Raw genomic sequence first — 23,328 nt, 5'->3', positions numbered from 1 at the left:
CAGGGCGCCTGTGTTCGAGGGGGACGAAAAAGAAGAACCCGCCATGCGGCGGGTTCGTCAGGACGGTGCACTTACCTACGCAAGGCGCCGCCGCAGCAGCGCATCCAGGCTCAGCCGCCCGGCGCCCTTGAGCAGCAGCGGCACCAGCGCCACCAGGTAGATCAGCGGCAGCTTGTAGTTGCCGAAGCCGTTGTCGCTGATGGAATAGCCCATGGCCAGTTCGCCCAGGCTCGACCAGTGCGCCGGCCAGTGCACGGCGGCGATGGCTACCACCGTCAGTACCATCAGCACCGCCGAGGCGAAGCGGGTGCCCAGGCCCAGCAGCAGGAGCAGCGGGGCTATCAGTTCGGCCCACATGGAGACCTGCCAGTCCAGGCTCGCCGGCAGGCGGTCGAAGGGGAAGGGGAAGGCGCCGTGGATCTGCGCGAACCAGTTCTCGCCGTTCCATTTCTCCAGGCCGGATTCGAGGAATTCCCAGGCCAGGAACAGCCGCAGGGGGATGTCGGCGCCCCAGGCGCCGAGGCGGTCGAGGGGACGCAGGGTGGTTGCGAGGGTGCTTTGCATGGCGGTGTCTCCTGGGGGCGTTCAGCGGGTGGCGCCGCGCAGGGCCGGGGTGGCGCGGCGTTGGCGGGTGGCGAGCTTGGCGGTGAGTTTCAGGACGATGGCGCTGAAGATCAGCGCGAAGCCCAGGACGTACCAGGGCCCCATGGGGATGCGCTTGAAGAACGACAGGCAGAAGATGCCGGCGATCACCCAGGTGCCGGTGCCATGCAGCAGCTTCCAGGTGCGGGCGCCCAGGGCCTTCACCGCGGCCGGGAAGCTGGTCAGGGCCAGCGCCAGGATGAACAGGTAGCCCACCGAGCCCGGGATGTTCGCCGCCGCCGTGCGGCCGGCCCAGAAGGTCTCCGGGAACAGCTTGACGTAGGCGATGATCAGCACGCCGTGCACCAGGTGCGAGAAGGCGAAGGCCAGGCCGAGGAAGCGCCGCTCGCGCAGCAGGGCTCGGCTGCCGGGGCTGGGCACCAGGGTGGCCAGGGCGGAGGCGAGGAAGGTCGCCAGGAACAGGGCGAAGGAGGTCCGCGCGGTGGCGCGGATGGCGCTGCGCAGGGCCTCCACCAGCTGCGGCTGCCAGAGCAGGCAGAGGGCGGTGACCGCCAGCACGGCGACGGCTAGGGCGGTGAACAGGCGCCAGCCGTGCAGGCTGGCAGTGGGTGCGGTGGGGTTCATGGTGGGCTCCAGGGGCCGGCGCGAGCGGCGGGGTGCCGTCGCTGCCGGTGGAGCCATGCTGGCAAGGCGGCTTGTCCCGGATGTGTCCCGCCGGGGCCGCCTTGTATCCCCGTGTACAGGCCCTCAGGCCGAAAGCGGCAGCTCCAGCTGCGCGCACAGGCCGCCGCCGTCGCGGTTGGCCAGGCTCAGGCGGCCGCCCAGGGCCTGGCTCAGCTGGCGGGCGATGGCCAGGCCCAGGCCGGTGCCGCCGGTGCTGCGGTTGCGCGAGCTTTCCACGCGGTAGAAGGGCTTGAACACTTCTTCCAGCTCGGCTTCGGCGATGCCCGGGCCGCGGTCCAGTACACGGATACACAAGGTGCCGCCGTCGCGCCGCACTTCCAGTTGCGCGGCGCCGGAGAACTTCAGCGCGTTGTCCAGCAGGTTGCCCAGCACCCGGCGCAGGGCATGCGGGCGGGTTTCCAGGGGCACGCCGGCGCGGCCTTGCAGGCTGACCTGCTGGCCGGCGTCCTGGTAGTCGAGCACCAGGCTGTCGAGGAAGGCGTCGAGGTCGACGCGACGCTGCGCCTCGCTGGCGCCGTCCATGCTGCGGGCATAGGCCACGCCTTCGCGGACCAGGTGCTGCATTTCCTCCAGGTCGCTCCACAGGCGCTCGCTTTCCGGCGACGGGTCCATCTGCTCGACGCGCAGCTTCATGCGCGTGATCGGCGTCTGCAGGTCGTGGGAGATGGCCGCCAGCAGTTGCATGCGTTCCTTCAGGTAGTCGCCGATGCGGCCCTGCAGGGCGTTGAAGGCGCGGGCGGCGTAGGCCACTTCGTTCGGGCCGTTCTCGTCCAGCGGCGCGGCCGGGGTGTCCGGGTCGAGGTGGTCGACGGCCTGGGCCAGGCGCGTCAGCGGGCGGATCGCGGTGCGCACCGCCAGCCAGGTGCAGGCCAGCAGCACGGCCAGCTGCAGCACCAGCACCACCGGCAGCCAGCGCGCCACCGCCGCCACCCCGCGGGGGTGACGTCGATGGTTAGCGGCCTGCCGTCGGCCAGGCGCAGGTGCGCCTGGAAGTGCGCGGCGGGGCCGGGGAGGGTTTCGAAGCGCAGGGCGTAGCGCGAGCCGATGGCGCTCTCGATGCTGGTCGCGGCCATGGGCGCCCGGGCCATGTCCATGGCCTGGCCGGGTTCGCCTTCGTCCAGGCGGTAGCGGTAGTTGGGGCGCTCGACCATGGGCAGCCACTGCTCGCGCTCGTTCGCCGGCAGGCGGTCGAGCAGGGCGACGGCGGTGCTCACGTCGCTTTCCAGGTTGCCGAGCATCATGCTCCGCGCGCTGACGTAGCGCTCGTAGAATTGCGAGCTGAAGGACAGGCCGTAGGCCAGCACCAGCCCGGTGAGGAAGATCAGCGCCAGGCGCGCTGCCAGGGTGCGGGGCATGGCGGTCACCCGGCGGGTTCGATGAGCTGCACCGGCAGCGAGAAGACGTAGCCTTCGTTGCGTACCGTCTTGATGCAGTCCGGCTCGCGGGCGTCGTCGCGCAGGCGCTGGCGCAGGCGGCTGACCAGCAGGTCGATGGAGCGGTCGAACACGTCCGCCTCGCGGCCCTGGGTCAGGTTCAGCAGCTGCTCGCGGCTGAGCACCCGCTGCGGGTGGTCGAGGAACACCCGCAGCAGGCGGTACTCGGCGCCGCTCAGGGCGACCAGGGTGCCCTCGGTGTCCAGCAGGTGGCGCGCGCTGGTGTCCAGGCGCCACTGGCCGAAGCCGATCAGCCGGCTGCTCTCGGTGATCGACAGGTTCGGCGGCAGCATGCGCGTGCGCCGCAGCACGGCATTGATCCGCGCCAGCAGCTCGCGAGCCGAGAAGGGCTTGGTCAGGTAGTCGTCGGCGCCCATTTCCAGGCCGATGATGCGGTCGGTCTCGTCGTTGCGCGCGGTGAGCATCAGCACCGGGGTGGCCTTGTGCTTGCCCACCCGCAGCTCGCGGCACAGCTTCAGGCCGTCGTCGCCGGGCATCATGATGTCCAGCACTATCAGGTCCACGGCGTTGGCGTCCAGGAAGGTGCGCATCTGCCGCCCGTCCGCGGCCAGGCTGACGCGCAGGCCGTTCTTCTTCAGGTAGTTGCCGACCAGCTCGCGGATCTCGCGGTCGTCGTCGACGATCAGGACGTGATCGACGTGTTCCATGGGGCTTCCTCGTGGGCTTCGCTCGTGAGGCTGAGTGTATAGGGCGGGGCGGCGCTTGCCTGCCGGGCTTTGTATTCCACTGTATCTGCGAGGTACCTGGATACCTGGGGCGGCATTCGCCGGGCGTGGCGGACACAGGCGCGATACCCGCGGCCGGTGAAATGGGCACCAAGCGGAAGGCACAAGGCCTCCGTGCCACGAACCCACCACCGAGGATACCGCCATGAAAACCCTGACCCTTGCCGCCGCCCTGTTCGCCTTCGCCGCGCCCCTGGCCAGCTTCGCCGCCAGCGCCCCCGCACCGGTGGAGCAGTACCACTACGGCCAGCACCTGGACGTGAAGAAGGTCCTGGCCCTGCACGAGGAGCCCGGCAGCTGCCAGGTGGTGCAGGCGCGCATGGACTACCTGGACTCCAACGGCCAGCCCCACAGCCTGGCCTACCAGAAGTTCTCCAGCGACTGCAACGAAGGCGGTTGATGCACCGTGCCCTGGCCAGGGATGGCCATAACGCCCCGATCCCCCTGCAGACGAGGTCGCCATGCTGCTCATCGCCTTTCTCGGCGGGGTGCTGACCCTGCTCAGCCCCTGCATCCTTCCCGTATTGCCGTTGTTGTTGCAGCGCGCCGGCGGGCCGGCCTGGTCGCCGCTGCTGACCCTCGCCGGCCTGGCCAGCGGTTTCGCCGTGCTGGCCAGCCTGGCCGCGGTTTCCAGCGCCTGGGTGGTGGAGGCCAGCGAGGTCGGCCGCTACCTGGTGCTGGGCTTGCTCGGGCTGTCCGCCGTGGCGTTGCTGTCGCCGCGCTTCGGCACCTGGCTGTCGCGGCCCTGGGCCTGGCTCGGCGACCGTTTGCACGGCCAGGCCCGTGGCCTGCCGCCGGCGCTGTCGGCCTGGCTGCTGGGCTTCGCCGCCGGCCTGCTGTGGGCGCCCTGCGCCGGGCCCATCCTCGGGCTGATCCTCTCCGGGGCCATGCTCCAGGGGCCCAGCGCCTCCACCAGCCTGCTGCTGTTGGCCTACGGGTTGGGCAGCGCCGTCGCCCTGGGCGCCGCGCTGTTCCTCGGGCGCGGCCTGTACCAGCGCCTGCGCCCGTCGCTGGGGGCGCTGGAATGGCTGCGCCGCGGGGCCGGGGTCCTGGCCTTGCTGGCGGTGGTGGTGATCGGCAGCGGCGCCAGTGCGCAGCTGGTCGGCCCGGGTTCTTCGCGGGTGCTGGCCGGCCTGGAGCACAAGGTGCTGGACGGCGTGCCGAAGCTGCTCGACAGACTGATGCCCACTGCAAGCGCCGCTGACCTGGCCGATATGGGCGCCATGCCCAGCCTGGACGGCGCCGTGCAGTGGCTCAACAGCGCGCCCCTGGCCAGCGCGGACCTGCGCGGCAAGGTGGTGCTGGTGGACTTCTGGACCTACGACTGCATCAACTGCCAGCACAGCCTGCCGTACGTGAACCAGTGGGCGAAGCGCTATGCCGACCAGGGGCTGGTGGTGATAGGCGTGCACACGCCGGAATACCCCTACGAGCGCATCCCGGCGAACGTGCAGAAGGCCGTGGAACGGCACGACATCCACTACCCGGTGGCGCTGGACAACCAGTACCGCATCTGGAACGCCTTCGCCAACCAGTACTGGCCGGCGCACTACTTCATCGATGCGAAGGGCCGCGTCCGCCACCTGCACGTGGGCGAGGGCGACTACGAAGGGCAGGAGGCGATCATCCGCCAGTTGCTCGGGGAGCGTGCGCAGCCGGCGGGCTGACCGGGAAGGACGGGCAGGGCGGCCGTGGCGGCCGCCCTGTCTGGCTGTCGCGCCTTAGTGCGGCGCGCGGCGGATGGTCTTGAGCAGGTCTTCCGGGCTGATCTGGCCGACGATCTGCTCCACCGCGCTGCCCGGCTGCGGCAGGTCGAGGATGTGGCCCTTCATCTTGCCGATCACGTGCATCTCGCAGGGCTTGCAGTCGAACTTCAGCGTTAGCACCTCGTCGCCGTGCACCAGCTGCATGGGCGCGACCTTGGTGCGCACGCCGGTGACGCCCTTGGCCTGCTTCGGGCACAGGTTGAAGGAGAAGCGCAGGCAGTGCTTGGTGATCATCACCGGCACTTCGCCGGCCTCCTCGTGGGCCTCGTAGGCCGCGTCGATCAGTTGCACGCCGTGGCGGTGGTAGAACTCGCGGGCCTTGTGGTTGTACACGTTGGCCAGGAACGATAGGTGCGCCTCGGGGTACACCGGCGGTGGGTTCGTCTCGGCCTTGCGGCTGCCGCGCGGGTGGGCGGCGATGCGCGCGGCGGTGAGCGCATCGATGGCCTCGCGGCGCAGAGCCTTGAGCTGCGAGTTGGGGATGAAGAAGGCCTGCGGCGCGTCCAGCTCGATGCTTTCGGCGTGGTACTGGGTGGTGCCCAGTTGGCCGAGCAGGTCGTGCAGTTGCTCCAGCGCTTGCTCCGGCTTGTTGGCCAGGCCGAAGGGGCCATCCAGGGCGACGCTGGCGCTGACGCCTTCCTCGCTGGTGGCGCTCAGCTCCAGGCGTTCCTCGCGCAGGCGGGCCACCCAGGAGAGGCCGACGCGGCGCTCGGCGGAGGTCTTCAGCAGGGCCTGCTGCCAGTTGTGGTCGAGGTTGCGCGACAGCGGGTGGTTCGGCCGCAGGCGGTACATGCCCTCGGGCATCTCGTTGGGCTCGACGCGGTAGCGGTAGCGCTTCTGGCCATCTTCTTCGAACTCGCTTTTCAGCTCGGCGATGTTGGCGCGGAAACCCACCACCTCGCGCTTGACCAGCACGTTCAGGCCGTCGCCGTTGGACAGCGGCTGCTCGGTGGCGACGATCAGGTCGCGCTTGCCGACCTTCTCCACCACGCCCACCGGCAGGCCGGTGAAGGTCGGCGAGTCGAAGGCGCCGATGTCGATCTTGCGCTCGCTGACGAAGTAGTCGGTGCTGCCGCGGTGGAAGGTCTTGTCCGGGTCGGGCAGGAAGAAGTGCTCGGTGCGGCCGCTGGAGGCGCGGGCCAGGTCCGGGCGCTCGGCGAGGATGCCGTCCAGGCGTTGGCGGTAGTAGGCGGTGATGTTCTTCACGTAGCCCATGTCCTTGTAGCGCCCCTCGATCTTGAAGGAGCGCACGCCGGCGTCGACCAGGGCGCTGAGGTTGGCGCTCTGGTTGTTGTCCTTCATCGACAGCAGGTGTTTCTCGAAGGCCACCACGCGGCCCTGGTCGTCCTTCAGGGTGTAGGGCAGGCGGCAGGCCTGGGAGCAGTCGCCGCGGTTGGCGCTGCGCCCGGTCTGCGCATGGGAGATGTTGCACTGGCCGGAGAAGGCTACGCAGAGCGCGCCGTGGATGAAGAACTCGATGGCCGCGTCGGTTTCGTCGGCGATGGCGCGGATTTCCTTCAGGTTCAGCTCGCGGGCCAGCACCAGCTGGGAGAAGCCGGCCTGGTCGAGGAACTTGGCCCGGCCCAGGGTGCGGATGTCGGTCTGGGTGCTGGCGTGCAGCTCGATCGGCGGGATGTCCAGGTCGAGCACGCCCAGGTCCTGCACGATCAGCGCGTCGACGCCGGCGTCGTGGAGCTGGTGGATCAGCGCGCGGGCCGGCTCCAGCTCGTCGTCGTGGAGGATGGTGTTGATGGTGGTGAAAACCCGCGCGTGGTAGCGGTGGGCGAATTCCACCAGCCGGGCGATGTCGCTCACCTCGTTGCAGGCGTTGTGCCGGGCGCCGAAGCTCGGGCCGCCGATGTACACGGCATCGGCTCCATGCAGGATGGCCTCGCGGGCGATGCTTACATCGCGGGCAGGGCTGAGCAGTTCCAGATGGTTCTTGGGCAGGGACATGGTTTCTTCTTCATCAGGCGTGGCACGGCAAGGCGCGCATTGTAGCGGCGAAACGCCCGCCGGGCACCCGTGCGCTGCCCGGTGGTGGCGCCGCCCGGCGGGGCGCCGGACGGCGAAGGGGCCCGGTCAGGCCCTGGCGGCCAGCGCGGTGACTTCCACGCGCATGCCTTCCACGGCCAGGGCGGCCACGCCGACGGCGGCGCGCACCGGCCAGGGCCTGGCGAAGAAGCGCTGGTACACCTCGTTGAAGGCGGCGCGATCGGCCATGTCGGTGAGGTAGATGGTCAGGTGCAGCACGCGATCCATGGAGCTGCCGGCGCGCTCCAGGGCGGCCTTCAGCGCGCGCAGGGTGCATTCGCTCTGCTCGACGATGCCGCCCAGCTCCAGGCTGCCGTCTTCGCGGGTGGGAATCTGGGTGGAGACCAGCAGGCCGCCGAAGCCGGACACGTCGGAGGAGATCGACTCGGGATCGGCGTCGGGGAGGAAGGTGAGGTCGTTGTCAGCCATGGGGGCCTCCTTGTGCGGGTGATACGAGGGGCGGCAGCTTACCCGCCGGGGCCCGCGGCGTCACCCGCGCGGGCCCGCACACCGGACAACGCCGGGCGGGACGTAGGGCGCATGACGCCTACGGCGTTATCCGCCGTTTGGCCTTGATGCCCGGCGGCTCCGGGGCCGACCTTGGCGTTGACTGTGGCCGCGGTGTAGCGGCGGATAACCGCGAACGGTTATTCGCCCTACGCCCAGGTCAGTGGTAGAACGCCGAGGGCGCCACGCCGAACTGCCGGCGGAAGGCCGCGGCGAAGGCGCTCTGGCTGTCGTAGCCGTGCTGCAGCGCCACCTGCAGCACCGGCAGGCCCTGGGCCAGGGCCTCCAGGGAGAGCAGCAGGCGCGCCTGCTGGCGCCAGCGGCCGAAGGTGATGCCGGTGCTGCGCTGGAAGCGGCGGTGGAAGGTCTTCGGGCTCATCGCCAGTTGCCCGGCCCAGTGCTCGGCGCTGCCGCCCCGGGCGGGGTTTTCCGCCAGGGCGCGGCAGACCCGGGCGATGCGCTCGTCGTCCGGCCAGGGCAGGTGGAAGGGCAGTACCGGCAGGCTGCGCAGTTCGTCGAGGAGGAAGCGCATCAGGCGGCCGTCGCGGCTGTCGCCGGCATAGCGCGCGGGCACCTGGGTGGACGCCTGGATGAGCTCGCGCAGCAGCGGCGACACGTCGATCACGCAGTCCCCGGCGGGCAGGCCGTCGATGGCATCGGGGTTGACGAACAGGCTGCGCACCCGCGTCACGCCGCGCATGCGCAGCGAGTGTTCGACGCCCGCCTGCAGCCAGACGCCGCGGGTCGGTGGCGTCACCCAGCGCCCGGCCGGGGTCTCCACCACCAGCACGCCCTCGATGGCGTAGATCAGCTGCGCCCGCGGGTGGCTGTGGGGCGGCACCACGTGGCCGCTGGGGTAGTCGATGGCGACGCCGGTGACCGGCATCTCCAGGGATTCGTAGGGCAGGCAGGCGTGGTCGACCATGGGGCGCGTCCGTTGCGGGGGAAGGGCGAGCTTAGCGCAGGATGACCCTTTTGCGACAACGATGGACCCTTTGGCGCGAGTTGGACGGCTACGCCCCGCCTATGCTGGGCCCGGACACCCGTTCGAGGCCAGACCATGCAAGCGAACCCGCAAACCAAGTACCGCCCGTTCCCCACCATTGACCTGCCCAACCGCCGCTGGCCGTCGCAGACCATCGCCCAGGCCCCGGTGTGGCTGTCCACCGACCTGCGCGACGGCAACCAGGCGCTGTTCGAACCCATGAACCGCGAGCGCAAGCTGCGCCTGTTCGGCGAGCTGGTGCGGCTGGGCTTCAAGGAGATCGAGGTGGGCTTCCCGGCCGCCTCGCGCACCGACTTCGAGATCATCCGCCAACTGATCGACGAGGGCGGCATTCCCGACGACGTCACGCCCATGGTGATGACCCAGCTGCGCGAGGACCTGATCGACGAGACCGTGCGCGCCGTGGCCGGCGCGCGGCGGGTGATAGTGCACCTGTACAACGCCATCGCCCCGGTGTGGCGGCGGGTGGTGTTCGGCCTGTCGTTGGACGAGGTGGAGCAACTGGTAGTGCGCCACGTGCAGTTGCTGAAGGACAGGGTGGCCGCGCACCCGCAGACCGAATGGGTGCTGCAGTACTCGCCGGAAACCTTCTGCATGGCCGAGCTGGACGTGTCGCTGCGCATGTGCAACGCCGCCATCCGCACCTGGGACGCCGGGCCCGGCCGGCCGATCATCGTCAACCTGCCGACCACCGTGGAAGTGGCTACGCCCAACGTCTTCGCCGACCAGATCGAATGGATGCACGAACGCCTGGAGCGCCGCGAGCACGTGGTGCTGTCCGTGCACCCGCACAACGACCGCGGCACCGGCGTGGCCTGCGCCGAGCAGGCGTTGCTGGCCGGCGCCCAGCGGGTGGAGGGCTGCCTGTTCGGCAACGGCGAGCGCAGCGGCAACCTCGACCTGGTGACCCTGGCGCTGAACCTCTACACCCAGGGCATCCACCCGGGCCTGGACTTCAGCGACATCGCCGGCGTGGCGCGGGTGGCCGAGGCCTGCACCGGGCTGCCGATCCACCCGCGCCATCCCTACGTCGGCGATCTGGTGTTCACGGCCTTCTCCGGCTCGCACCAGGACGCCATCGCCAAGGGCTTCGCCGCCCAGGACCCGCACGGCTTCTGGGAGGTGCCCTACCTGCCGGTCGACCCCAGGGACCTGGGCCGCACCTACGACAGCATCGTGCGGGTCAACAGCCAGTCGGGCAAGGGCGGCATTGCCTACCTGCTGCAGCGCGACCATGGGGTGGTGATGCCCAGGCGGATGCAGGTGGAGTTCAGCGCCATCGTGCAGAAGCAGGCCGACAGCAGCGAGACCGAGTTGAGCAGCGGGGAACTCTGGCGGCTGTTCGAACGCACCTACCTGGCCCCGGCGCGGCCCGGCGGTGAGCTGGCCTACGTCGGCCACCGGCTGTTCGAGGCCGATGGCGGGCAGGGCATGGTGCTGGAGGTGGAACTGGCCGATGGCCGCCGGCGCCACCTGCAGGGCGTGGGCAACGGCCCGATCGACGCCTGCGTGGCCGCCCTGGGCCTGCCGATACGCGTCGACGGCTACGAGGAGCGCAGCCTGGGCGGCGGCGCCGACGCCCAGGCCCTGGCGCTGGTGGAGGTGGCCTGGCCGGGCGAGGCCGGCACGCGCTTCGGCGCCGGCAGCCACGCCAACATCGTCAGTGCCTCGATCCAGGCCGTGCTCTGCGCCGTGTCGCGCTTTGCTGGGAGTGGTGAGTTGCTGGGGGACGTGTAGCGACTGGAGTGGCTTTTCGTAGGAGCGAGGGGGACGCCTAGTTCTTGCTCGCGAACGGGGTGGCTGTGGTGTCGGGTTCAAGAGCACCCTCTCCCCAGCCCTCGGCTGCGCGCCCCGCCCTGAAGGGAGAGGGGGCTTGTCCGTGCCGAGAGAGGTGATGGTTCAGTCGGAAACTTTCGGTGCTGCCAGCTAACTCCAGAACACCCAAGCGCTCCGAACGGTCCCCTCTCCCTTCAGGGAGAGGGTTAGGGAGAGGGAGCAGAGTCAACCGAGTGCACTGAAATCACCAGTGAAGCCGGTTCGCGAGCAAGCTCGCTCCTACGAAGAGCGCCCCGGAGCGGCCTACGAAAGCCCGCTGCCCACTAAAGCGGAAAAGGCCGCAACCGCCCCCGCGCACCATCCACCTCAAGGGCACCCAGCACCAGGCGGCTGACGCTTTCGGCCACGGCGCGGTAGTCGGCCTCCACCGGCCGGGCCTTGCCGGTGATCAGCGAGGCCTGCCAGCCGAAGTGGCTGTGGGCCTGGGTGGCCGACCAGAGGAACAGCAGCAGGTGCTGCGGGTCGGCCGGGGCGATCAGGCCGCGTTCCATCCAGCTGCGCAGGCAGGCGAGGTTGTCCTGCGCGGCCTGGCGCAGGCGTTCGCCACAGGGGGCCGGCAGTTGCCGGGCGCCCAGCAGCATTTCCCCGAGCACGGCCTTGTAGGTGTGCGGGTGCTCGTGGGCCACGCGCATCCGCGCCTGGATGTAGGCGGGCAGGGCCTGCTCCGGGGGCAGTTCGGCGCGCAGCAGGGCGGCGGCTTGCAGCAGGGGCTCGACCAGGGTTTCCAGCACCCGCGCGTAGAGGTTCCGCTTGTTCTGGAAGTAGTAGTAGACGTTGGCCTTGGGCAGCCCCACGCGGGCGGCGATGTCTTCGGTGCGCGCGGCCTGGAAGCCCTTGGCGGCGAACTCCTGGCTGGCGGCCCCGAGGATCAGGCGCTGGTTGCGCTCGCGGATGCCCAGCGGTTCTCTGTCGTCGACGCTGGCCTTGCGGCGGTTGGCGGGGGTACGGGCAGGGCGGGTGGCCTGGTCGCTCATGGGGAATCCGGGGAGACGGCTATCGCTATTTACAAAAGTATATAGCGGTAGGGGCGGGCTTGTCCCGCGGGGGCTTCCCGGGTTCAGGGCAGGGAGTAGAGGCGCAGCAGCAGGCGCTGCTGTGGCGAAGGCGGGCCGAAGTAGCGGCTGTACAGCGCCTCGCCCGCGGCACCGCGCAGCGCGTCGCTGAGGGCATGGTCCACTTCCAGGCGGAAGGCGTCGTCGTTGCGGGGCAGGGGCAGGGCGACGCTGGCCATCTCGAACAGGTGGTCGGACACCTGCAAGCGGTCGGCCTGGGCCGAGCGGGCCTGGTAGTTGAGCAGCGACAGGCGTTCACCGAAGAAGGCGTCCACCTCGCGGCGCAGCACACGGTCGACGCCGTCCTGGTAGCTGGCCACCTCCACCAGGCGCGATTGCAGCCCCAGCTCGCGCACCCTCTGCTGCGCCCACTGGACATTGGTGGTGCCCTTGAGCACGGCGAAGCTGCGTTTGTTCAGGCCCTGGTTGACGGTCCCCCGCCAGGTCGGCGTGCGCTCGCGCGGGGCGCCGCTGAGCGCGGCCTGCAGGGTGGCGTCGGCGTCGCGGCGCAGGATTACCCCGAGCCCGGCGGTGAACACCGGCAGCGAGAAGCTGACGCTTTCGCGGCGCTGCAGGGTTTCCACCAGCGGGCTGCAGAACAGGTCGACCTGGCCGCCGCTCACGGCCGCCAGGGCCTGTTCCAGGGGCAGCGGCTGGTAGCGCACCTGCAGGTCGGCCAGGCCCGGCGCGCTGCGCAGGCGGGCGGCCAGCGCCTGGCACAGGTCGATGGCGTAGCCGCTGGCGGTGTGCTCGTCGCCCTCGGAGAAGGGCGCGTTGTCGGCCAGGAAGCCCAGCACCAGGGTATGGCTGGCGTGAATGCGCGCCAGGCTGTCGGCCCGGGCGCCGGGGGCCAGCAGCAGCGGCAGCAGGAACAGGGCGGCGAACAGGCGGTTCATGGCGACTCCGGCGGCGCGGCGAGGCGCTCGTAGGCCTTGACGAAGCGTTTGGCGATGAAGCCGAACAGCAGGTAGCCGACCACCATCACCAGGGCCGCGCCGAACACCGCCTCCAGCCCCGAGGCATAGAGCGCGTAGAAGCAGTAGCAGGCGGCGACCAGCATCACGGCGGTGTTGCGGCGCACCAGCTCCAGGCCGACGCCGGCCTTGTAGAGGATCACCACCAGCCCGGTCAGCGAGGTGATGTAGGGGATGATGTTGGTGACCGCGGCCAGGCTCACCAGTTTGGTGAACTGGGCGGTGGCGTTGGGCGAGATGGTCGAGAGGGCGATCAGGCTCTGCAGCACCGCGCAGGTGACCAGCCCGGCCAAAGGCGCGCCGCGCCCGGTGACGCGGGTGAACAACTGCGGGAACAGGCCCTGGGCGGCGGTGACCTTGGCCGTCTCGGCCAGGGTGAACTGCCAGCCCAGCAGCGAGCCGACGCAGGCCATCACCGCCAGGGCCATCACCAGGTTGCCCACCCCGTCGTTGAACAGGTGCGCATAGGCCAGGGCGAAGGGCGCGCTGGAGTTGGCCAGTTCCGGGTTCGGCACCAGGCCCTGGATCACGGTGGTGGACAGCACGTACACCACCGCGGCGCCCAGGGTGCCCAGCAGGCAGGCCAGCGGCACGTTGCGCTTGGGGTTGTCCACCGCGTCGGAGTTCTGCGCCGCCGACTCCATGCCGAGGAAGGCCCAGAGCGTCAGCGGGATGCTGTCGGTGATCGCCTGGCTGACCGGCAGGTTGTTGGGGTTCCAGGCGGCGGCGAAGGTTTCCGGGCTGAAGCGGAACCAGCCGAAGAAGCCCAGCCCGGCCACCGGGATGATCACCCCCAGACGGTGACCGAGCCCAGCCGCCCGGTGATCCGCGGGCCGCCGAAGTTGGCCAGGGTGGTCAGCCAGATCAGCCCCAGGGTCCCGAGGAACAGGGGCACCGAGCCGCTGCCCAGCCAGGGGAAGAAGGGCGTCAGGTAGCCCACCGCGGACAGGCTGATGGCCACGTTGCTGATCACCAGGGACAGGAAGTACAGGTACGAGCAGAGGAAGAACGCCGACTTGCCATGGGCCTCCTCGCTGTAGGCGGACATGCCGCCGGAGCGCGGGCAGTAGATGCCGCACTGGGCGAAGCAGTAGGCGATGGCCATGGAGCCCACGGCGGTGAACACCCACGACAGCAGCGAGACCGCACCCAGCTGGGCCATGCTGGAGGGCAGCATGATGATCCCCGAGCCCATCATGTTGACCATCACCAGGGTGGTCAGCCCGGTGAGGCCCATCTTCCTGGTCGCGGCCATGCAGGGCTCCTGGGTCGGTGACCGGTGGCGACGCTGTGGTTTACGGCGGTGGAATGCTCAAAGGATAGGCACGGCCCGGCGGAGCGGCCATGGCGCGGGGGGCGATTTTTCGGGAATGGGACTGGAGTGGCATTTTGGGGGGCTGTCCTGTGCAGGCGGAGAGCCCGGCGTCATCCTCACACCCCGCTACCGTAGGGCGAATAACCGTTCGCGGTTATCCGCCGTCGGCCACGCCACCGGAGCGTCTGGCGCGGCCGGTGAGCCCAATCGCGGACGGAGTCCGCTCCTACGTCCGAGCCATGCCAATCCCCTGTAGGAGCGCGCCCTGCGCGCGAATCGCGGGCAGGGCCCCTACGTCCGTGCTTCCTGGAACCGTAGGAGCGGACTCTGTCCGCGATCTGGCGGATAACGCCGTAGGCGTTATGCGCCCTACGGGGAGCCCGGGAACTTCGCGGTTCCGCATTGCGCCGAACGGTCCCCTCTCCCGCTTGCGGGGGAGGGTTAGGGAGGGGGTGCGGCGTCAGGGTTGGCAGAGGTCGTGGGCGAAGTCCGTCCCCTCTCCCCAACCCTCTCCCTGAAGGGAGAGGGGCTGTCCCGAGCTGCCGGAGCGTCCGGAGTCATTCTGATAGTCCTCACCGCCGTCCTCATTCCCGCGAACGCGGGAAGCCAGGGTTCGCGAGCAAGAACTAGGCGTCCCCCTCGATCCTACGAAAAGCAAAAGCGCTTTTGCTCTGGCGTTTGGACTTCCAGAGAAACAACCGAGCGCACCGGAACGCCCCTTCAGAAGGCCGAGCGAAACCGGCGCTCAGGAGGTCATGCGACATGGATGTCGCGAGAGCCCCGATGGGCTACAGGGACGTACCCTCGGGGCGGGCCTCCGTGGCGGGGGAATTCGCGAGGGTAGCCCGGCTCCATCGGGCCCGTATGCGGGGCAAGCCTTTTTGGTTCCTTTTGTGGCGTTTGACAAAAGGGACTCGCCCGAGGGGGCGAAACGAGAGATATCAACGCACTCGGAGCGGCGCGCTACACCGAGCCCCAAGCCACTGGGTTCCCGCGTTCGCGAGAATGACGAGGTTGAAGTGAGGTGTGCGGGCCCAAGCTTCGCGAGCAAGAACCAGGCATCCCCCACGCTCCTACAACAGCCTCGCCCCCTCGTTGGAAATGAAAAACGCCGTTCCCCTTACTAAAGAAAACGGCGTTTCCTCATGACCCGCGCACCATCACCAGTGGCGATACCCACGATAGTAGCCATGCGGCGGCCCGTAGTAGCGCGGGCCATAGTACGCCGGCCCGTAGTACACCGGCCGGTAGTAGCGCACCGGCGGCGGCACCACCACGGCCACTGGCGGCGGCGGGGCGTAGTACACCGGCGCCGGCGGGTAGTAGTAGGCCGGCGGCGGGGCGGGTTGCACGTAGACCGGTGCCGGCGGCGCGGAGGCGCCGGCGACGACAGCGCCACCCACGACGGCGCCGACCACCGCGCCTATGGCCGCGGCATCGGTGTTGCTGTTGGCCGATGCCTGCCCGGCCAGGGCGAAGGATGCGCACAACACCAGGGCGAGTTGCGGAATCCGGCGAATCATCTGTCTTACCTCCTGAAAGTTCCGGCCTTGAGGTCGGATACTTCTAAGACATTCTGTTCAGGCAAAGTGTAACCGGCGCTGTGTAAATCCTGTGTAAAGGGCGCCATACGGTCGTTCCGGGGTTTCTTCGATGCAGCCGGCAACACAAAAACCGGGCCTGCGGCGGCGCGGCTTGTTATGGTTGGGGTTTTCCCTCAAGCCAAGGAGGCTTTATGCCCTTGAATCGAGCCCTGCCGGCCATGCTGTTCGGCGCCATCCTGCTGGCCGGTTGCAGCAGTGCCGACAAGCCCGCCGAATCCCCGGCCGCCGCGCCCGAAGCCGGCCGCTGCAATGCCGGGGCGGTGCAGTCGCTGGTCGGCAAGCCGCTGTCCCAGGCGCTGGTGGAGCAGGCCCGGCGCGACGCCGGCGCGCAGAACGCACGCGTGCTGCATCCCCATGACGCGGTGACCCTGGAGTACAACTCGCAGCGGCTGAACATCAATGTCGACGACCGCGAACTGGTGCGCGGGCTCAACTGCGGTTGAGGTGGGAGAACTGCGCCCGGCGTGCAATGCCCGGGTGCGGGGTGACGGGAGCCCGGCGCGGGCTCCCGCACGGGCGGGGCCCGGTCAGCGGTTGGCCGGTTTGCGGATGATGCGCAGCGCCTGGGTGGTGTGGTTCACGCAGGACTCGTAGTCGCCGGCGGCGCGGGCCTTCTCGGCCTGGTCGACATGGTCCTGGACCACGTTGACCTTCACGCCGGTGGCGTTCTTGCTGGCCGTGGCGAGAAAGTCCTTCAACTGAGTCAGGTTGGCGTCGCAGAGCTTGCTGTCGGCCATGGCTGCCATCGGCAGGGCCAGGGTGGCGGCGAGGACGAGGACGATCTTCTTCATGGGGTTGTCTCCTGAACGGGTTCATCGTGAACCTGGGGGCGGGGCCGTGCGCGAGCAAGCCCGCGGGCCCGTGGATGCCGCTTCACCTGATGTCGATCAAGGTGGCCAGGAATACCTGACGCCTGTTTCGACCGGCCCCCGCGCCGTTCGTGTCATTTTTTTCGCCCCCGCCATCCGCGCGTCCATCCCGTAGGGCGCATAACGCCCCAGGCGTTATCCGCCGTTTTTCGCTACAGCGCGGAAAACCGCCGCTCCAGCTGCTGCGCACGGAAGTGCTCGAGGACGAAGTCGACGAAGGCGCGGGTCTTGGCCGGCAGCAGCTTGTGGGCGGTGTAGTAGACACTGGTGATGCCGGCGTCCACGTACCAGTCCGGCAGCACCCGCCGCAGTTGGCCCGACTCCAGGTAGGGCAGGGCGTGCTGCATGCTCACCAGGGTGATGCCCAGGCCCTGCAGGGCGGCATGGCAGGCCGCCTCCGGGTCGCTCATGAACATGCGCTCGCCCAGCGCGATGGGCGCCTGGCCCTTGTCGCCGCGGTGGCTCAGCCCCCAGGGGCGCACGCGGCCGGTCTGTGGCGAGCGGATGCGGATGCCGTCGTGCTGCGCCAGGTCCGCGGGCGTGCGGATCGGCCGGCGGCCGTCGAGGTAGGCGGGGCTGGCCAGCAACACCAGGTGCGCCGGCGACAGGCGCCGCGCCACCACCCCCGGCGGCAACTCGAAGCCACCGCCGATGGCGGCGTCGAAACCCTCGGCGATGAGGTCCACCTGGCGGTTGTCGAAGTGCCAGTCCGGGCGGATCGCCGGGTAGCGGCCGAGGAACTCGCCCAGCAGCGGCAGGATGTAGTCGCGGCCGAACACCAGCCCCATGCTGACCTTCAGGGTGCCGCCGGGCTGGCCGTCGGCGCTGGCCAGGTTGGCCAGGGCGTTGCGGATGCTGCCCAGGCCGGGCGCCACTTCGGCCAGGAAGCGTTCGCCAGCCTCGGTCAGGCTGAGGTTGCGGGTGCTGCGCTGGAACAGGCGCACGCCCAGGCCGGCCTCCAGGCGGGCGACGTTCTTGCCCACCGCCGCCGGCGTCAGGCCCAGGCGCCGGGCCGCGGCGGCGAAGCTGCCGGCCTCGGCGCTGCGGACGAAGCATTCGAGGCTGTTGAGGGTTTCCATGGCGCGCTCGTGTAAACCGGATGGATCGACTGAATATAGCGATTACCGGCTACCGGGTAATGAATCGCGGGAGGAGACTGTGCCCGTCGCTTCACCTTCCCCCATTCCCGGAGCACCGACATGAGCAACAGCACCCCCAACACTCCCCTCGCCAGCAAGGTCGCCTTCGTCCAGGGCGGCTCGCGCGGCATAGGCGCGGCCATCGTCCAGCGCCTGGCCCGCGACGGCGCCGCCGTGGCCTTCACCTACGTCAGCTCGGCGCAGAAGGCCGAGGACCTGGCCGCCACCGTGCAGGCCGCCGGTGGCCGCGCCCTGGCCATCCAGGCCGACAGCGCCGACGCCGACTCGCTGAAGGCCGCCATCGAGCGCGCCGCCGCGCACTTCGGCCGCCTCGACATCCTGGTGAACAACGCCGGCGTGCTGGCCGTGGCGCCGCTGGACGAATTCACCCTGGAAGACTTCGACCGCACCCTGGCGGTCAACGTGCGCAGCGTATTCGTCGCCACCCAGGCCGCGGCCCGGCACATGGGCGAGGGCGGCCGCATCATCACCATCGGCAGCACCAACGCCGAGCGCATGCCCTTCGCCGGCGGCGGCGTCTACGCCATGAGCAAGGCCGCGGTGACCGGCCTGACCCGCGGCTTCGCCCGCGACCTGGGCCCGCGCGGCATCACCGTGAACAACGTGCAGCCCGGCCCGGTGGACACCGATATGAACCCGGACAGCGGCGACTTCGCCGAGTCGCTGAAAGGCCTGATGGCCCTGGACCGCTACGGCCGCGCGGAGGAAATCGCCTCCTTCGTGGCCTACCTGGCAGGCCCGGAAGCGGCCTACATCACCGGTGCCAACCTGCTGATCGACGGCGGCTTCGCGGCCTGAGACCTTTCGCGGAGGCAGGTGGCGGCAAGCAATACCGCCACCTGCCTTGCCCGTCATCCCACCAATGCCCAAGGCATGAGTCGCTTTCGAGGAGTGCAGTCCCGGGGATTGGCATGGATATAAGGTATTTATCGGAACTCTAATAAAAGGCTAATATCCGATGAACTCCGTCAACTGGACGCGGAAGGCGGTCAAGCAGTTGCTCAGGCTGGACAGGCGTCACCAGGTGCAGGTTCGCGACGCCGTTGGCGAGCTGAGGCGGATGCCCGACTGCCGGCAAGTGAAGGCACTGAGCGATCACGCCTACGGTTACCGGCTTCGCGTCGGCAACTACCGGGTACTGTTCGATTGGGACGGTGAAATCAGGATCGTTGCGGTGCAAGAAGTGAGGAAGCGCGATGAGCGAACCTACTAAGGTGCAGATCATCAATGACGCAGACGGTAAACCGGCCTTCGTGGTGATTCCCTATGCCGATTACGTGGCGCAGCACCGCCTGGACGAGAACCTGATTCCCCATGACGTGGTCAGCCGCATGGTGGATGGTGCAAGCGCGATCAGGGCCTGGCGGGAGCACCTGGGGCTGACGCAGCTGGAGGTGGCCGAGCGCCTGGGGGTGACGCAGTCCGCCTATGCGCAGCAGGAGGCCTCGACACGGCCGAGGAAAGCCTCCCGCGCGCGCATCGCCGGGGCACTCGGCATTGCGCCGGCGCAATTGGAGCTTTGAGTTCCCGAAACCTCACCGCGCCGCCGGCCGCTCCCGGCTCTGGATGTTCCAGTGCGCGGCGCTGCCGGCCAGTTGCGCGGAAAGCTGCTCCACCTGCTCGTACAGGCGCAGGGTCAGCCAGTAGAAGCCCTGCGTCTCGAAGGCGCCGGCCAGGCTCTGCGGGCGTGGCGGCAGGTGGGCGGTGCCCTGGCATTCCTGGACCAGGCGCGAGGTGCGGCTGAACTTCAGGGCATGGGCCGATTGCAGCAGCAGGCGGCCGATGGCCTGCCGCAGCGGTTCCAGGTCTGCCGGCAGCGGGGCGATCCCGCCGGCCTGGGCGGCGAACTGGCGCGAGGCCAGCAGCGATTCCAGGGTGCCCATGATGGCCCGGTGGGCGCGCTGGATCAGCTCCAGCTCGCGCAGCGGCATGCCGGTTTCCCGCGCCACCGGCGCCAGGTGCGCGCGGGACGCCACCAGGCGCTGGTCCAGTTCCTCCAGCTGGCTGGCGAAGTGCTCGGCGCGCAGGTCGGTGCTGCTGCTCAGCTGGCCGAACAGGCGGGCGCAGGCGCGCAGGTTGTCCGACAGCAGGTAGCGCCAGACGTAGACCGCGCGCAGCGGGTAGATCTGCGCGAAGACCAGCGCCAGGGCCACGCCGACCAGCACGTTGAGCATGCGCCAGAGGCCCTCGGTCATGCTGTTGTCGCCATGCCCGGCCACCGTGCACATGGTGATCCCCGCCAGCAGCGCCACGTAGCCGGGGCGGCGGATGGCGTAGAAGGCCGAGACCGCGCCGGCCACCGACATCAGCACATAGACCAGCGGATCGGAGCCGGTGAGGTTGTGCACCAGGATGATCGCCAGGCCCACCGCGGCGCCCAGCAGGGTGCCCAGGGTGCGCTCGCGGGACTTGCCGCGGATGGTGCCCTGGTGCACCAGGCCGCCCATCACCACCAGCACCGTGACCGAGGCCCAGAGCCCGTGGGGGATGTCGATGCCGGTGGTGAGCAGGATGGAGGCCAGCAGCGCCAGGCCCACGCGCACGCAGTGGATCCACGCGGCGTAGCGGTAGCGGGTGTAGGGGTTGGCCAGGCGGCGCCAGGGCCGGGCCAGGAATTGCAGGACTTTCGCCAAGGCGCTGCGCTCTCCTCGCGGGGGCGGACCCGCTCAGCTTAGGTGCTGTGGCCGACGAGCGGCAAACCCGCGGCTGTCGCGCAATGAAAATGCATCTGGTTCGAGGTGCTGGCGCTTGGCTAGAATCTGCGCTTTTTGCGCGCGCTACGGGCCGCGCTCCAGAGATTCGAGATGCTGACAGGCCGTTACGACCTTGCGCTGGTGCTGATTTCCCTCTTCGTTGCCGTCCTGGCTTCCTACACCGCCCTGGACCTGGCCGGGCGCATCGCCAGGGCCCGGGGCGCCGGGGCCCTGCTGTGGATCGGCGGTGGCGCCGTGGCCATGGGCATCGGCGTCTGGTCCATGCACTTCATCGGCATGCTCGCCTTCAGCCTGCCCATCCCGCTGGGCTACGACCTGAGCCTGACGCTGCTGTCCCTGGCCCTGGCGGTGCTCAGCTCCGGCTTCGCCCTGGCCCTGGTCGGCCAGCCGCACCTGCCCGGCTGGCAGCTGCTGGCCGGCGCCCTGGTGATGGGCTGCGGCATCGCCGGCATGCACTACCTGGGCATGTACGCCATGCTCATGCAGCCGGGCATCGACTACGACCCGCTGCTGTTCGGCCTGTCCCTGGTGGTCGCCGCGCTGGCCTCCGGCGCCGCGCTGTGGATCGCCTTCCGCCTGCGCCGCAACACCCCCTACGTGCGCCTGGTGCGCGGTGGCGCGGCGCTGCTGATGGGCCTGGCCATCGTCGGCATGCACTACACCGGCATGGCCGCCGCGCGCTTCCCCCTGGGCAGCTTCTGCGGCGCCGCGCCGGCCGGGCTGGACAATGGCTGGCTGGCGCTGCTGGTGATCCTCGTGACCCTGGCCATCCTCGCCATCGCGCTGCTCACCTCGGTGCTCGACGCCCGCCTGGAGGCGCGCACCGCGCAGCTCACCGACTCCCTGGCGCAGGCCAACCAGGAGCTCACCCAGCTGGCCCTGCACGACAACCTGACGCGCCTGCCCAACCGCCTGCTGCTGGAGGACCGCATCGGCCAGCTGATCGCCAAGGTGCAGCGCCATGGCGGCTGCTTCGCGCTGATGTTCCTCGACCTGGACGGTTTCAAGCCGGTCAACGACGCCTTCGGCCACCACATCGGCGACCAGCTGCTGCAGGCCGTGGCCCGGCGCCTGCGCGAGAGCCTGCGCGGCGAGGACACCCTGGCGCGCATCGGCGGCGACGAGTTCGTCCTGCTGGTGGAGCTGAAGGCGCCGGAAGACGCCGCGGCCCTGGCCGGGCAGCAGATCGGCCTGCTGGCCGAGCCGTTCCGCGTCGGCGAGCAGGAGCTGCGCATCTCCGGCAGCATCGGCATCGCCCTCTACCCGGGCAACGGCGCCACCCAGCAGGAACTGCTGATGAACGCCGACGCCGCCATGTACCACGCCAAGGGCGCCGGCAAGAACGCCTACAGCTTCTTCGAGCAGTCGATGAACACCAACGCGCGCAACCACCTGCAGATGCTCCAGGACCTGCGCGCGGCCCTGGGCCTGGGCCAGTTCGTGCTGCACTACCAGCCCAAGTTCGACGCCGCCAGCCAGCGCCTGATCGGCGCCGAGGCGCTGCTGCGCTGGCAGCACCCGCAGCGCGGCCTGCTGATGCCCGACGAGTTCATCGGCCTGGCCGAGCGCACCGGGCTGATCATCCCCATCGGCGACTGGGTGCTGGACGAGGCCTGCCGGCAGATGCGCCAGTGGTACGGGCAGGGCCATGTCGACTGGCGCGTGGCGGTGAACCTCTCGGCGCTGCAGTTCTGCCATGCCGCGCTGGTGGAGAGCGTCGCCGCGACCCTGCGACGCCACGCCCTGCCGGCCAACTGCCTGACCCTGGAGATCACCGAGACCACCGCCATGCGCGATGCCGACAACAGCCTGGCGATCCTCCGCCAGCTGGCCGACATGGGCGTGGACCTGTCCATCGACGACTTCGGCACCGGCTATTCCAGCCTGCTCTACCTCAAGCGCCTGCCGGCCAACGAGCTGAAGATCGACCGCGGCTTCGTCCGCGACCTGGAGCAGGACAGCGACGACGCCGCCATCGTCTCGGCCATCGTCGCCCTCGGCCAGGCGCTGGACCTGCGCATCGTCGCCGAGGGCGTGGAGACGCCGCGCCAGCAGGATTTCCTCACTCGCCTGGGCTGCGACTCGCTGCAGGGCTACCTGCTTGGCCAGCCGTGCCCGGCCGAGCAGTTCCTCGGCTGCCTCACCCAGCCGGTGTGAGGCTCAGTTGTGCGCACAGCTCGCGCAGTTGCTCGCACAGGCTACGGCCGGCGCTGGGCAGGTCGGCGCGGGCGTAGAGCGCCAGTTCCAGGCCGGTGATCTCCGGGAAGCCCTCGGCAGCGCCGAGCACTCGGTGCGCCGGCAACCGGCAGCGCTGCGGCAGCAGGCTGACGCCCAGGCCCGCCGCCACCGCCGCCGACAGGCTGGCCAGGGCGGCGCTGCCGTAGGCGACGCGCCAGCGCCGGCCCTGGGCTTCCAGGGCGTGGATCATCTCCTGGCGGTACAGCGCGCCGAGCGGGAAGGCCACCAGCGGCAGCGGCTCGCGGGCGGCCGCCGGGTTGGCGGCGCTGTCCAGCCAGCACAACGGCTCCGGCCAGCGCGCCAGGCAGTCGCTGTCGGCGCCCCATTGCTTGACCAGGGCCAGGTCCAGCTCGCCGTTGCGGTACTGGCGCAGCAACTCGTGGCTGAGCCCGCTGGCCACCTCCAGGCGCAGGCGTGGGCGCTGGGAGGCGAAGGCCGCCAGCAGCGGCATCATGCGCTCGCCGGCGAAGTCCTCGGGCATGCCCAGGCGCAGCACGCCCTCGCTGTGTTCCTCGCCGAGGGCGGCGCGGGCTTCCTCGCCGAGCTGGAGGATGCGCCGGGCATAGCCCAGCAGGCGCTCGCCGGCCTCGGTGGGCAGCACCTGGCGGCGGCCGCGTTCCAGCAGGCGGCAGCCGAGTTGTTCCTCCAGGCGCAGGATCTGCTGGCTGACGGTGGACTGGGTGAGGTGCAGCCACTCGCCGGCGCGGGTGAAGTTGCCGGCGTCCACCACCATGACGAAGCTGCGCAGCAGGGTCGGGTCTAGCATTCGGAAATCCACTGGAAGTCA

The 23,328-nt window shown here is 69.7% G+C and carries 21 protein-coding genes and 2 pseudogenes; 8 read left to right on the top strand and 15 right to left on the bottom strand.

Going from position 1 to position 23,328, the window contains the following annotated elements:
- Positions 1-75: 75 nt before the first annotated feature.
- The 4 genes and pseudogenes from PKO50_RS16875 to PKO50_RS16860 form a co-directional block, all read right to left on the bottom strand.
- Positions 76-564, bottom strand: coding sequence for a DoxX family protein (locus PKO50_RS16875; protein ID WP_275630387.1), 489 nt, complete (start codon positions 562-564; stop codon positions 76-78).
- A 21-nt stretch (positions 565-585) separates the two neighbouring features.
- The gene (locus PKO50_RS16870; RefSeq protein ID WP_275630386.1) at positions 586-1,227 is read right to left on the bottom strand and encodes a ferric reductase-like transmembrane domain-containing protein; all 642 of its coding nucleotides are present in this window, start codon (positions 1,225-1,227) and stop codon (positions 586-588) included.
- A 123-nt stretch (positions 1,228-1,350) separates the two neighbouring features.
- Positions 1,351-2,642, bottom strand: a pseudogene (locus tag PKO50_RS16865) (HAMP domain-containing sensor histidine kinase).
- 5 nt (positions 2,643-2,647) lie between these two features.
- Entirely contained in the window at positions 2,648-3,388 is a 741-nt protein-coding gene (locus PKO50_RS16860; RefSeq protein WP_275630385.1) for a response regulator, read from the bottom strand.
- A 223-nt stretch (positions 3,389-3,611) separates the two neighbouring features.
- On the opposite strand from PKO50_RS16860, the gene PKO50_RS16855 reads away from it, so the two are divergent.
- Entirely contained in the window at positions 3,612-3,866 is a 255-nt protein-coding gene (locus PKO50_RS16855) for a DUF2790 domain-containing protein (protein ID WP_089394325.1), read from the top strand.
- 61 nt (positions 3,867-3,927) lie between these two features.
- Positions 3,928-5,133, top strand: coding sequence for a cytochrome c biogenesis protein DipZ (locus PKO50_RS16850; protein WP_275630384.1), 1,206 nt, complete (start codon positions 3,928-3,930; stop codon positions 5,131-5,133).
- 54 nt (positions 5,134-5,187) lie between these two features.
- Here PKO50_RS16850 and PKO50_RS16845 read toward each other — a convergent pair whose 3' ends face one another.
- From PKO50_RS16845 to PKO50_RS16835, 3 genes are all read right to left on the bottom strand, one after another.
- Positions 5,188-7,188 carry a U32 family peptidase gene (locus PKO50_RS16845; protein ID WP_275630383.1) on the bottom strand — a complete coding sequence of 667 codons (2,001 nt, stop codon included), beginning with the start codon at positions 7,186-7,188 and terminating at the stop codon, positions 5,188-5,190.
- Between the two features lie 126 nt (positions 7,189-7,314).
- Positions 7,315-7,695, bottom strand: a complete 381-nt coding sequence (locus PKO50_RS16840; RefSeq protein ID WP_109932232.1) for a RidA family protein — start codon at positions 7,693-7,695, stop codon at positions 7,315-7,317.
- 238 nt (positions 7,696-7,933) lie between these two features.
- Entirely contained in the window at positions 7,934-8,698 is a 765-nt protein-coding gene (locus PKO50_RS16835; protein WP_275630382.1) for a helix-turn-helix transcriptional regulator, read from the bottom strand.
- 135 nt (positions 8,699-8,833) lie between these two features.
- Here PKO50_RS16835 and PKO50_RS16830 point away from each other — a divergent pair, with 135 nt between their 5' ends.
- Entirely contained in the window at positions 8,834-10,516 is a 1,683-nt protein-coding gene (locus PKO50_RS16830) for a 2-isopropylmalate synthase (RefSeq protein ID WP_275630381.1), read from the top strand.
- 362 nt (positions 10,517-10,878) lie between these two features.
- Here PKO50_RS16830 and PKO50_RS16825 read toward each other — a convergent pair whose 3' ends face one another.
- The 4 genes and pseudogenes from PKO50_RS16825 to PKO50_RS16810 form a co-directional block, all read right to left on the bottom strand.
- Positions 10,879-11,589 carry a TetR/AcrR family transcriptional regulator gene (locus tag PKO50_RS16825; RefSeq protein ID WP_275630380.1) on the bottom strand — a complete coding sequence of 237 codons (711 nt, stop codon included), beginning with the start codon at positions 11,587-11,589 and terminating at the stop codon, positions 10,879-10,881.
- A gap of 83 nt (positions 11,590-11,672) precedes the next feature.
- Positions 11,673-12,563: an amino acid ABC transporter substrate-binding protein gene (locus PKO50_RS16820; protein ID WP_275630379.1), complete on the bottom strand. Its 891-nt coding sequence runs from the start codon at positions 12,561-12,563 to the stop codon at positions 11,673-11,675.
- A pseudogene (potE, locus tag PKO50_RS16815) lies at positions 12,560-13,896 on the bottom strand (putrescine-ornithine antiporter). Before potE ends, PKO50_RS16820 begins: the two are co-directional and overlap by 4 nt.
- A 1,220-nt stretch (positions 13,897-15,116) precedes the next feature.
- Positions 15,117-15,479 carry a hypothetical protein gene (locus PKO50_RS16810; RefSeq protein ID WP_089394318.1) on the bottom strand — a complete coding sequence of 121 codons (363 nt, stop codon included), beginning with the start codon at positions 15,477-15,479 and terminating at the stop codon, positions 15,117-15,119.
- A 212-nt stretch (positions 15,480-15,691) separates the two neighbouring features.
- Between PKO50_RS16810 and PKO50_RS16805 the strand changes: the two genes are divergently transcribed.
- Positions 15,692-16,003 (top strand): I78 family peptidase inhibitor, encoded by a 312-nt coding sequence (locus PKO50_RS16805; protein WP_109933479.1) that lies wholly within the window; start codon positions 15,692-15,694, stop codon positions 16,001-16,003.
- 84 nt (positions 16,004-16,087) lie between these two features.
- On the opposite strand, the gene PKO50_RS16800 is transcribed toward PKO50_RS16805, so the two are convergent.
- Both PKO50_RS16800 and PKO50_RS16795 read right to left on the bottom strand, forming a co-directional pair.
- Positions 16,088-16,351, bottom strand: a complete 264-nt coding sequence (locus PKO50_RS16800; protein ID WP_275630378.1) for a hypothetical protein — start codon at positions 16,349-16,351, stop codon at positions 16,088-16,090.
- 230 nt (positions 16,352-16,581) lie between these two features.
- A complete protein-coding gene (locus PKO50_RS16795; RefSeq protein ID WP_275630377.1) occupies positions 16,582-17,508 on the bottom strand; it encodes a LysR family transcriptional regulator in 927 nt (308 codons plus the stop codon).
- Between the two features lie 120 nt (positions 17,509-17,628).
- Between PKO50_RS16795 and PKO50_RS16790 the strand changes: the two genes are divergently transcribed.
- From PKO50_RS16790 to PKO50_RS16780, 3 genes are all read left to right on the top strand, one after another.
- Positions 17,629-18,387, top strand: coding sequence for a 3-oxoacyl-ACP reductase family protein (locus tag PKO50_RS16790; RefSeq protein WP_275630376.1), 759 nt, complete (start codon positions 17,629-17,631; stop codon positions 18,385-18,387).
- A gap of 160 nt (positions 18,388-18,547) precedes the next feature.
- Positions 18,548-18,802, top strand: a complete 255-nt coding sequence (locus PKO50_RS16785; RefSeq protein ID WP_109933475.1) for a type II toxin-antitoxin system RelE/ParE family toxin — start codon at positions 18,548-18,550, stop codon at positions 18,800-18,802.
- The gene (locus PKO50_RS16780; protein ID WP_275630375.1) at positions 18,786-19,112 is read left to right on the top strand and encodes a helix-turn-helix transcriptional regulator; all 327 of its coding nucleotides are present in this window, start codon (positions 18,786-18,788) and stop codon (positions 19,110-19,112) included. The genes PKO50_RS16785 and PKO50_RS16780 overlap by 17 nt, the downstream gene beginning before the upstream one ends.
- A 12-nt stretch (positions 19,113-19,124) precedes the next feature.
- On the opposite strand, the gene PKO50_RS16775 is transcribed toward PKO50_RS16780, so the two are convergent.
- The gene (locus PKO50_RS16775; protein ID WP_275630374.1) at positions 19,125-20,222 is read right to left on the bottom strand and encodes an FUSC family protein; all 1,098 of its coding nucleotides are present in this window, start codon (positions 20,220-20,222) and stop codon (positions 19,125-19,127) included.
- Between the two features lie 171 nt (positions 20,223-20,393).
- Here PKO50_RS16775 and PKO50_RS16770 point away from each other — a divergent pair, with 171 nt between their 5' ends.
- Entirely contained in the window at positions 20,394-22,460 is a 2,067-nt protein-coding gene (locus tag PKO50_RS16770) for an EAL domain-containing protein (protein ID WP_275630373.1), read from the top strand.
- Here PKO50_RS16770 and PKO50_RS16765 read toward each other — a convergent pair.
- Positions 22,444-23,307 carry a LysR substrate-binding domain-containing protein gene (locus PKO50_RS16765; RefSeq protein ID WP_275630372.1) on the bottom strand — a complete coding sequence of 288 codons (864 nt, stop codon included), beginning with the start codon at positions 23,305-23,307 and terminating at the stop codon, positions 22,444-22,446. The two genes, PKO50_RS16770 and PKO50_RS16765, sit on opposite strands and share 17 nt — an antisense overlap.
- Positions 23,308-23,328: the final 21 nt, after the last annotated feature.

The sequence above is a fragment of the Pseudomonas sp. 273 genome, assembly GCF_029201425.1.
Classification (GTDB): Bacteria; Pseudomonadota; Gammaproteobacteria; order Pseudomonadales; family Pseudomonadaceae; genus Pseudomonas; species Pseudomonas delhiensis.
This window is presented reverse-complemented; position numbering and strand designations above follow the sequence as displayed.

Excerpts from the sequence above, each read along its gene's own strand:
- PKO50_RS16845 (WP_275630383.1), bottom strand. The coding sequence starts at position 7,188 with ATGTCCCTGCCCAAGAACCATCTGGAACTGCTCAGCCCTGCCCGCGAT.
- PKO50_RS16850 (WP_275630384.1), top strand. The coding sequence starts at position 3,928 with ATGCTGCTCATCGCCTTTCTCGGCGGGGTGCTGACCCTGCTCAGCCCC.
- PKO50_RS16835 (WP_275630382.1), bottom strand. The coding sequence starts at position 8,698 with ATGGTCGACCACGCCTGCCTGCCCTACGAATCCCTGGAGATGCCGGTC.
- PKO50_RS16795 (WP_275630377.1), bottom strand. The coding sequence starts at position 17,508 with ATGGAAACCCTCAACAGCCTCGAATGCTTCGTCCGCAGCGCCGAGGCC.
- PKO50_RS16790 (WP_275630376.1), top strand. The coding sequence starts at position 17,629 with ATGAGCAACAGCACCCCCAACACTCCCCTCGCCAGCAAGGTCGCCTTC.
- PKO50_RS16770 (WP_275630373.1), top strand. The coding sequence starts at position 20,394 with ATGCTGACAGGCCGTTACGACCTTGCGCTGGTGCTGATTTCCCTCTTC.
- PKO50_RS16870 (WP_275630386.1), bottom strand. The coding sequence starts at position 1,227 with ATGAACCCCACCGCACCCACTGCCAGCCTGCACGGCTGGCGCCTGTTC.
- PKO50_RS16785 (WP_109933475.1), top strand. The coding sequence starts at position 18,548 with ATGAACTCCGTCAACTGGACGCGGAAGGCGGTCAAGCAGTTGCTCAGG.
- PKO50_RS16780 (WP_275630375.1), top strand. The coding sequence starts at position 18,786 with ATGAGCGAACCTACTAAGGTGCAGATCATCAATGACGCAGACGGTAAA.
- PKO50_RS16830 (WP_275630381.1), top strand. The coding sequence starts at position 8,834 with ATGCAAGCGAACCCGCAAACCAAGTACCGCCCGTTCCCCACCATTGAC.
- PKO50_RS16765 (WP_275630372.1), bottom strand. The coding sequence starts at position 23,307 with ATGCTAGACCCGACCCTGCTGCGCAGCTTCGTCATGGTGGTGGACGCC.
- PKO50_RS16825 (WP_275630380.1), bottom strand. The coding sequence starts at position 11,589 with ATGAGCGACCAGGCCACCCGCCCTGCCCGTACCCCCGCCAACCGCCGC.
- PKO50_RS16800 (WP_275630378.1), bottom strand. The coding sequence starts at position 16,351 with ATGAAGAAGATCGTCCTCGTCCTCGCCGCCACCCTGGCCCTGCCGATG.
- PKO50_RS16840 (WP_109932232.1), bottom strand. The coding sequence starts at position 7,695 with ATGGCTGACAACGACCTCACCTTCCTCCCCGACGCCGATCCCGAGTCG.
- PKO50_RS16855 (WP_089394325.1), top strand. The coding sequence starts at position 3,612 with ATGAAAACCCTGACCCTTGCCGCCGCCCTGTTCGCCTTCGCCGCGCCC.
- PKO50_RS16805 (WP_109933479.1), top strand. The coding sequence starts at position 15,692 with ATGCCCTTGAATCGAGCCCTGCCGGCCATGCTGTTCGGCGCCATCCTG.
- PKO50_RS16810 (WP_089394318.1), bottom strand. The coding sequence starts at position 15,479 with ATGATTCGCCGGATTCCGCAACTCGCCCTGGTGTTGTGCGCATCCTTC.
- PKO50_RS16820 (WP_275630379.1), bottom strand. The coding sequence starts at position 12,563 with ATGAACCGCCTGTTCGCCGCCCTGTTCCTGCTGCCGCTGCTGCTGGCC.
- PKO50_RS16860 (WP_275630385.1), bottom strand. The coding sequence starts at position 3,388 with ATGGAACACGTCGATCACGTCCTGATCGTCGACGACGACCGCGAGATC.
- PKO50_RS16875 (WP_275630387.1), bottom strand. The coding sequence starts at position 564 with ATGCAAAGCACCCTCGCAACCACCCTGCGTCCCCTCGACCGCCTCGGC.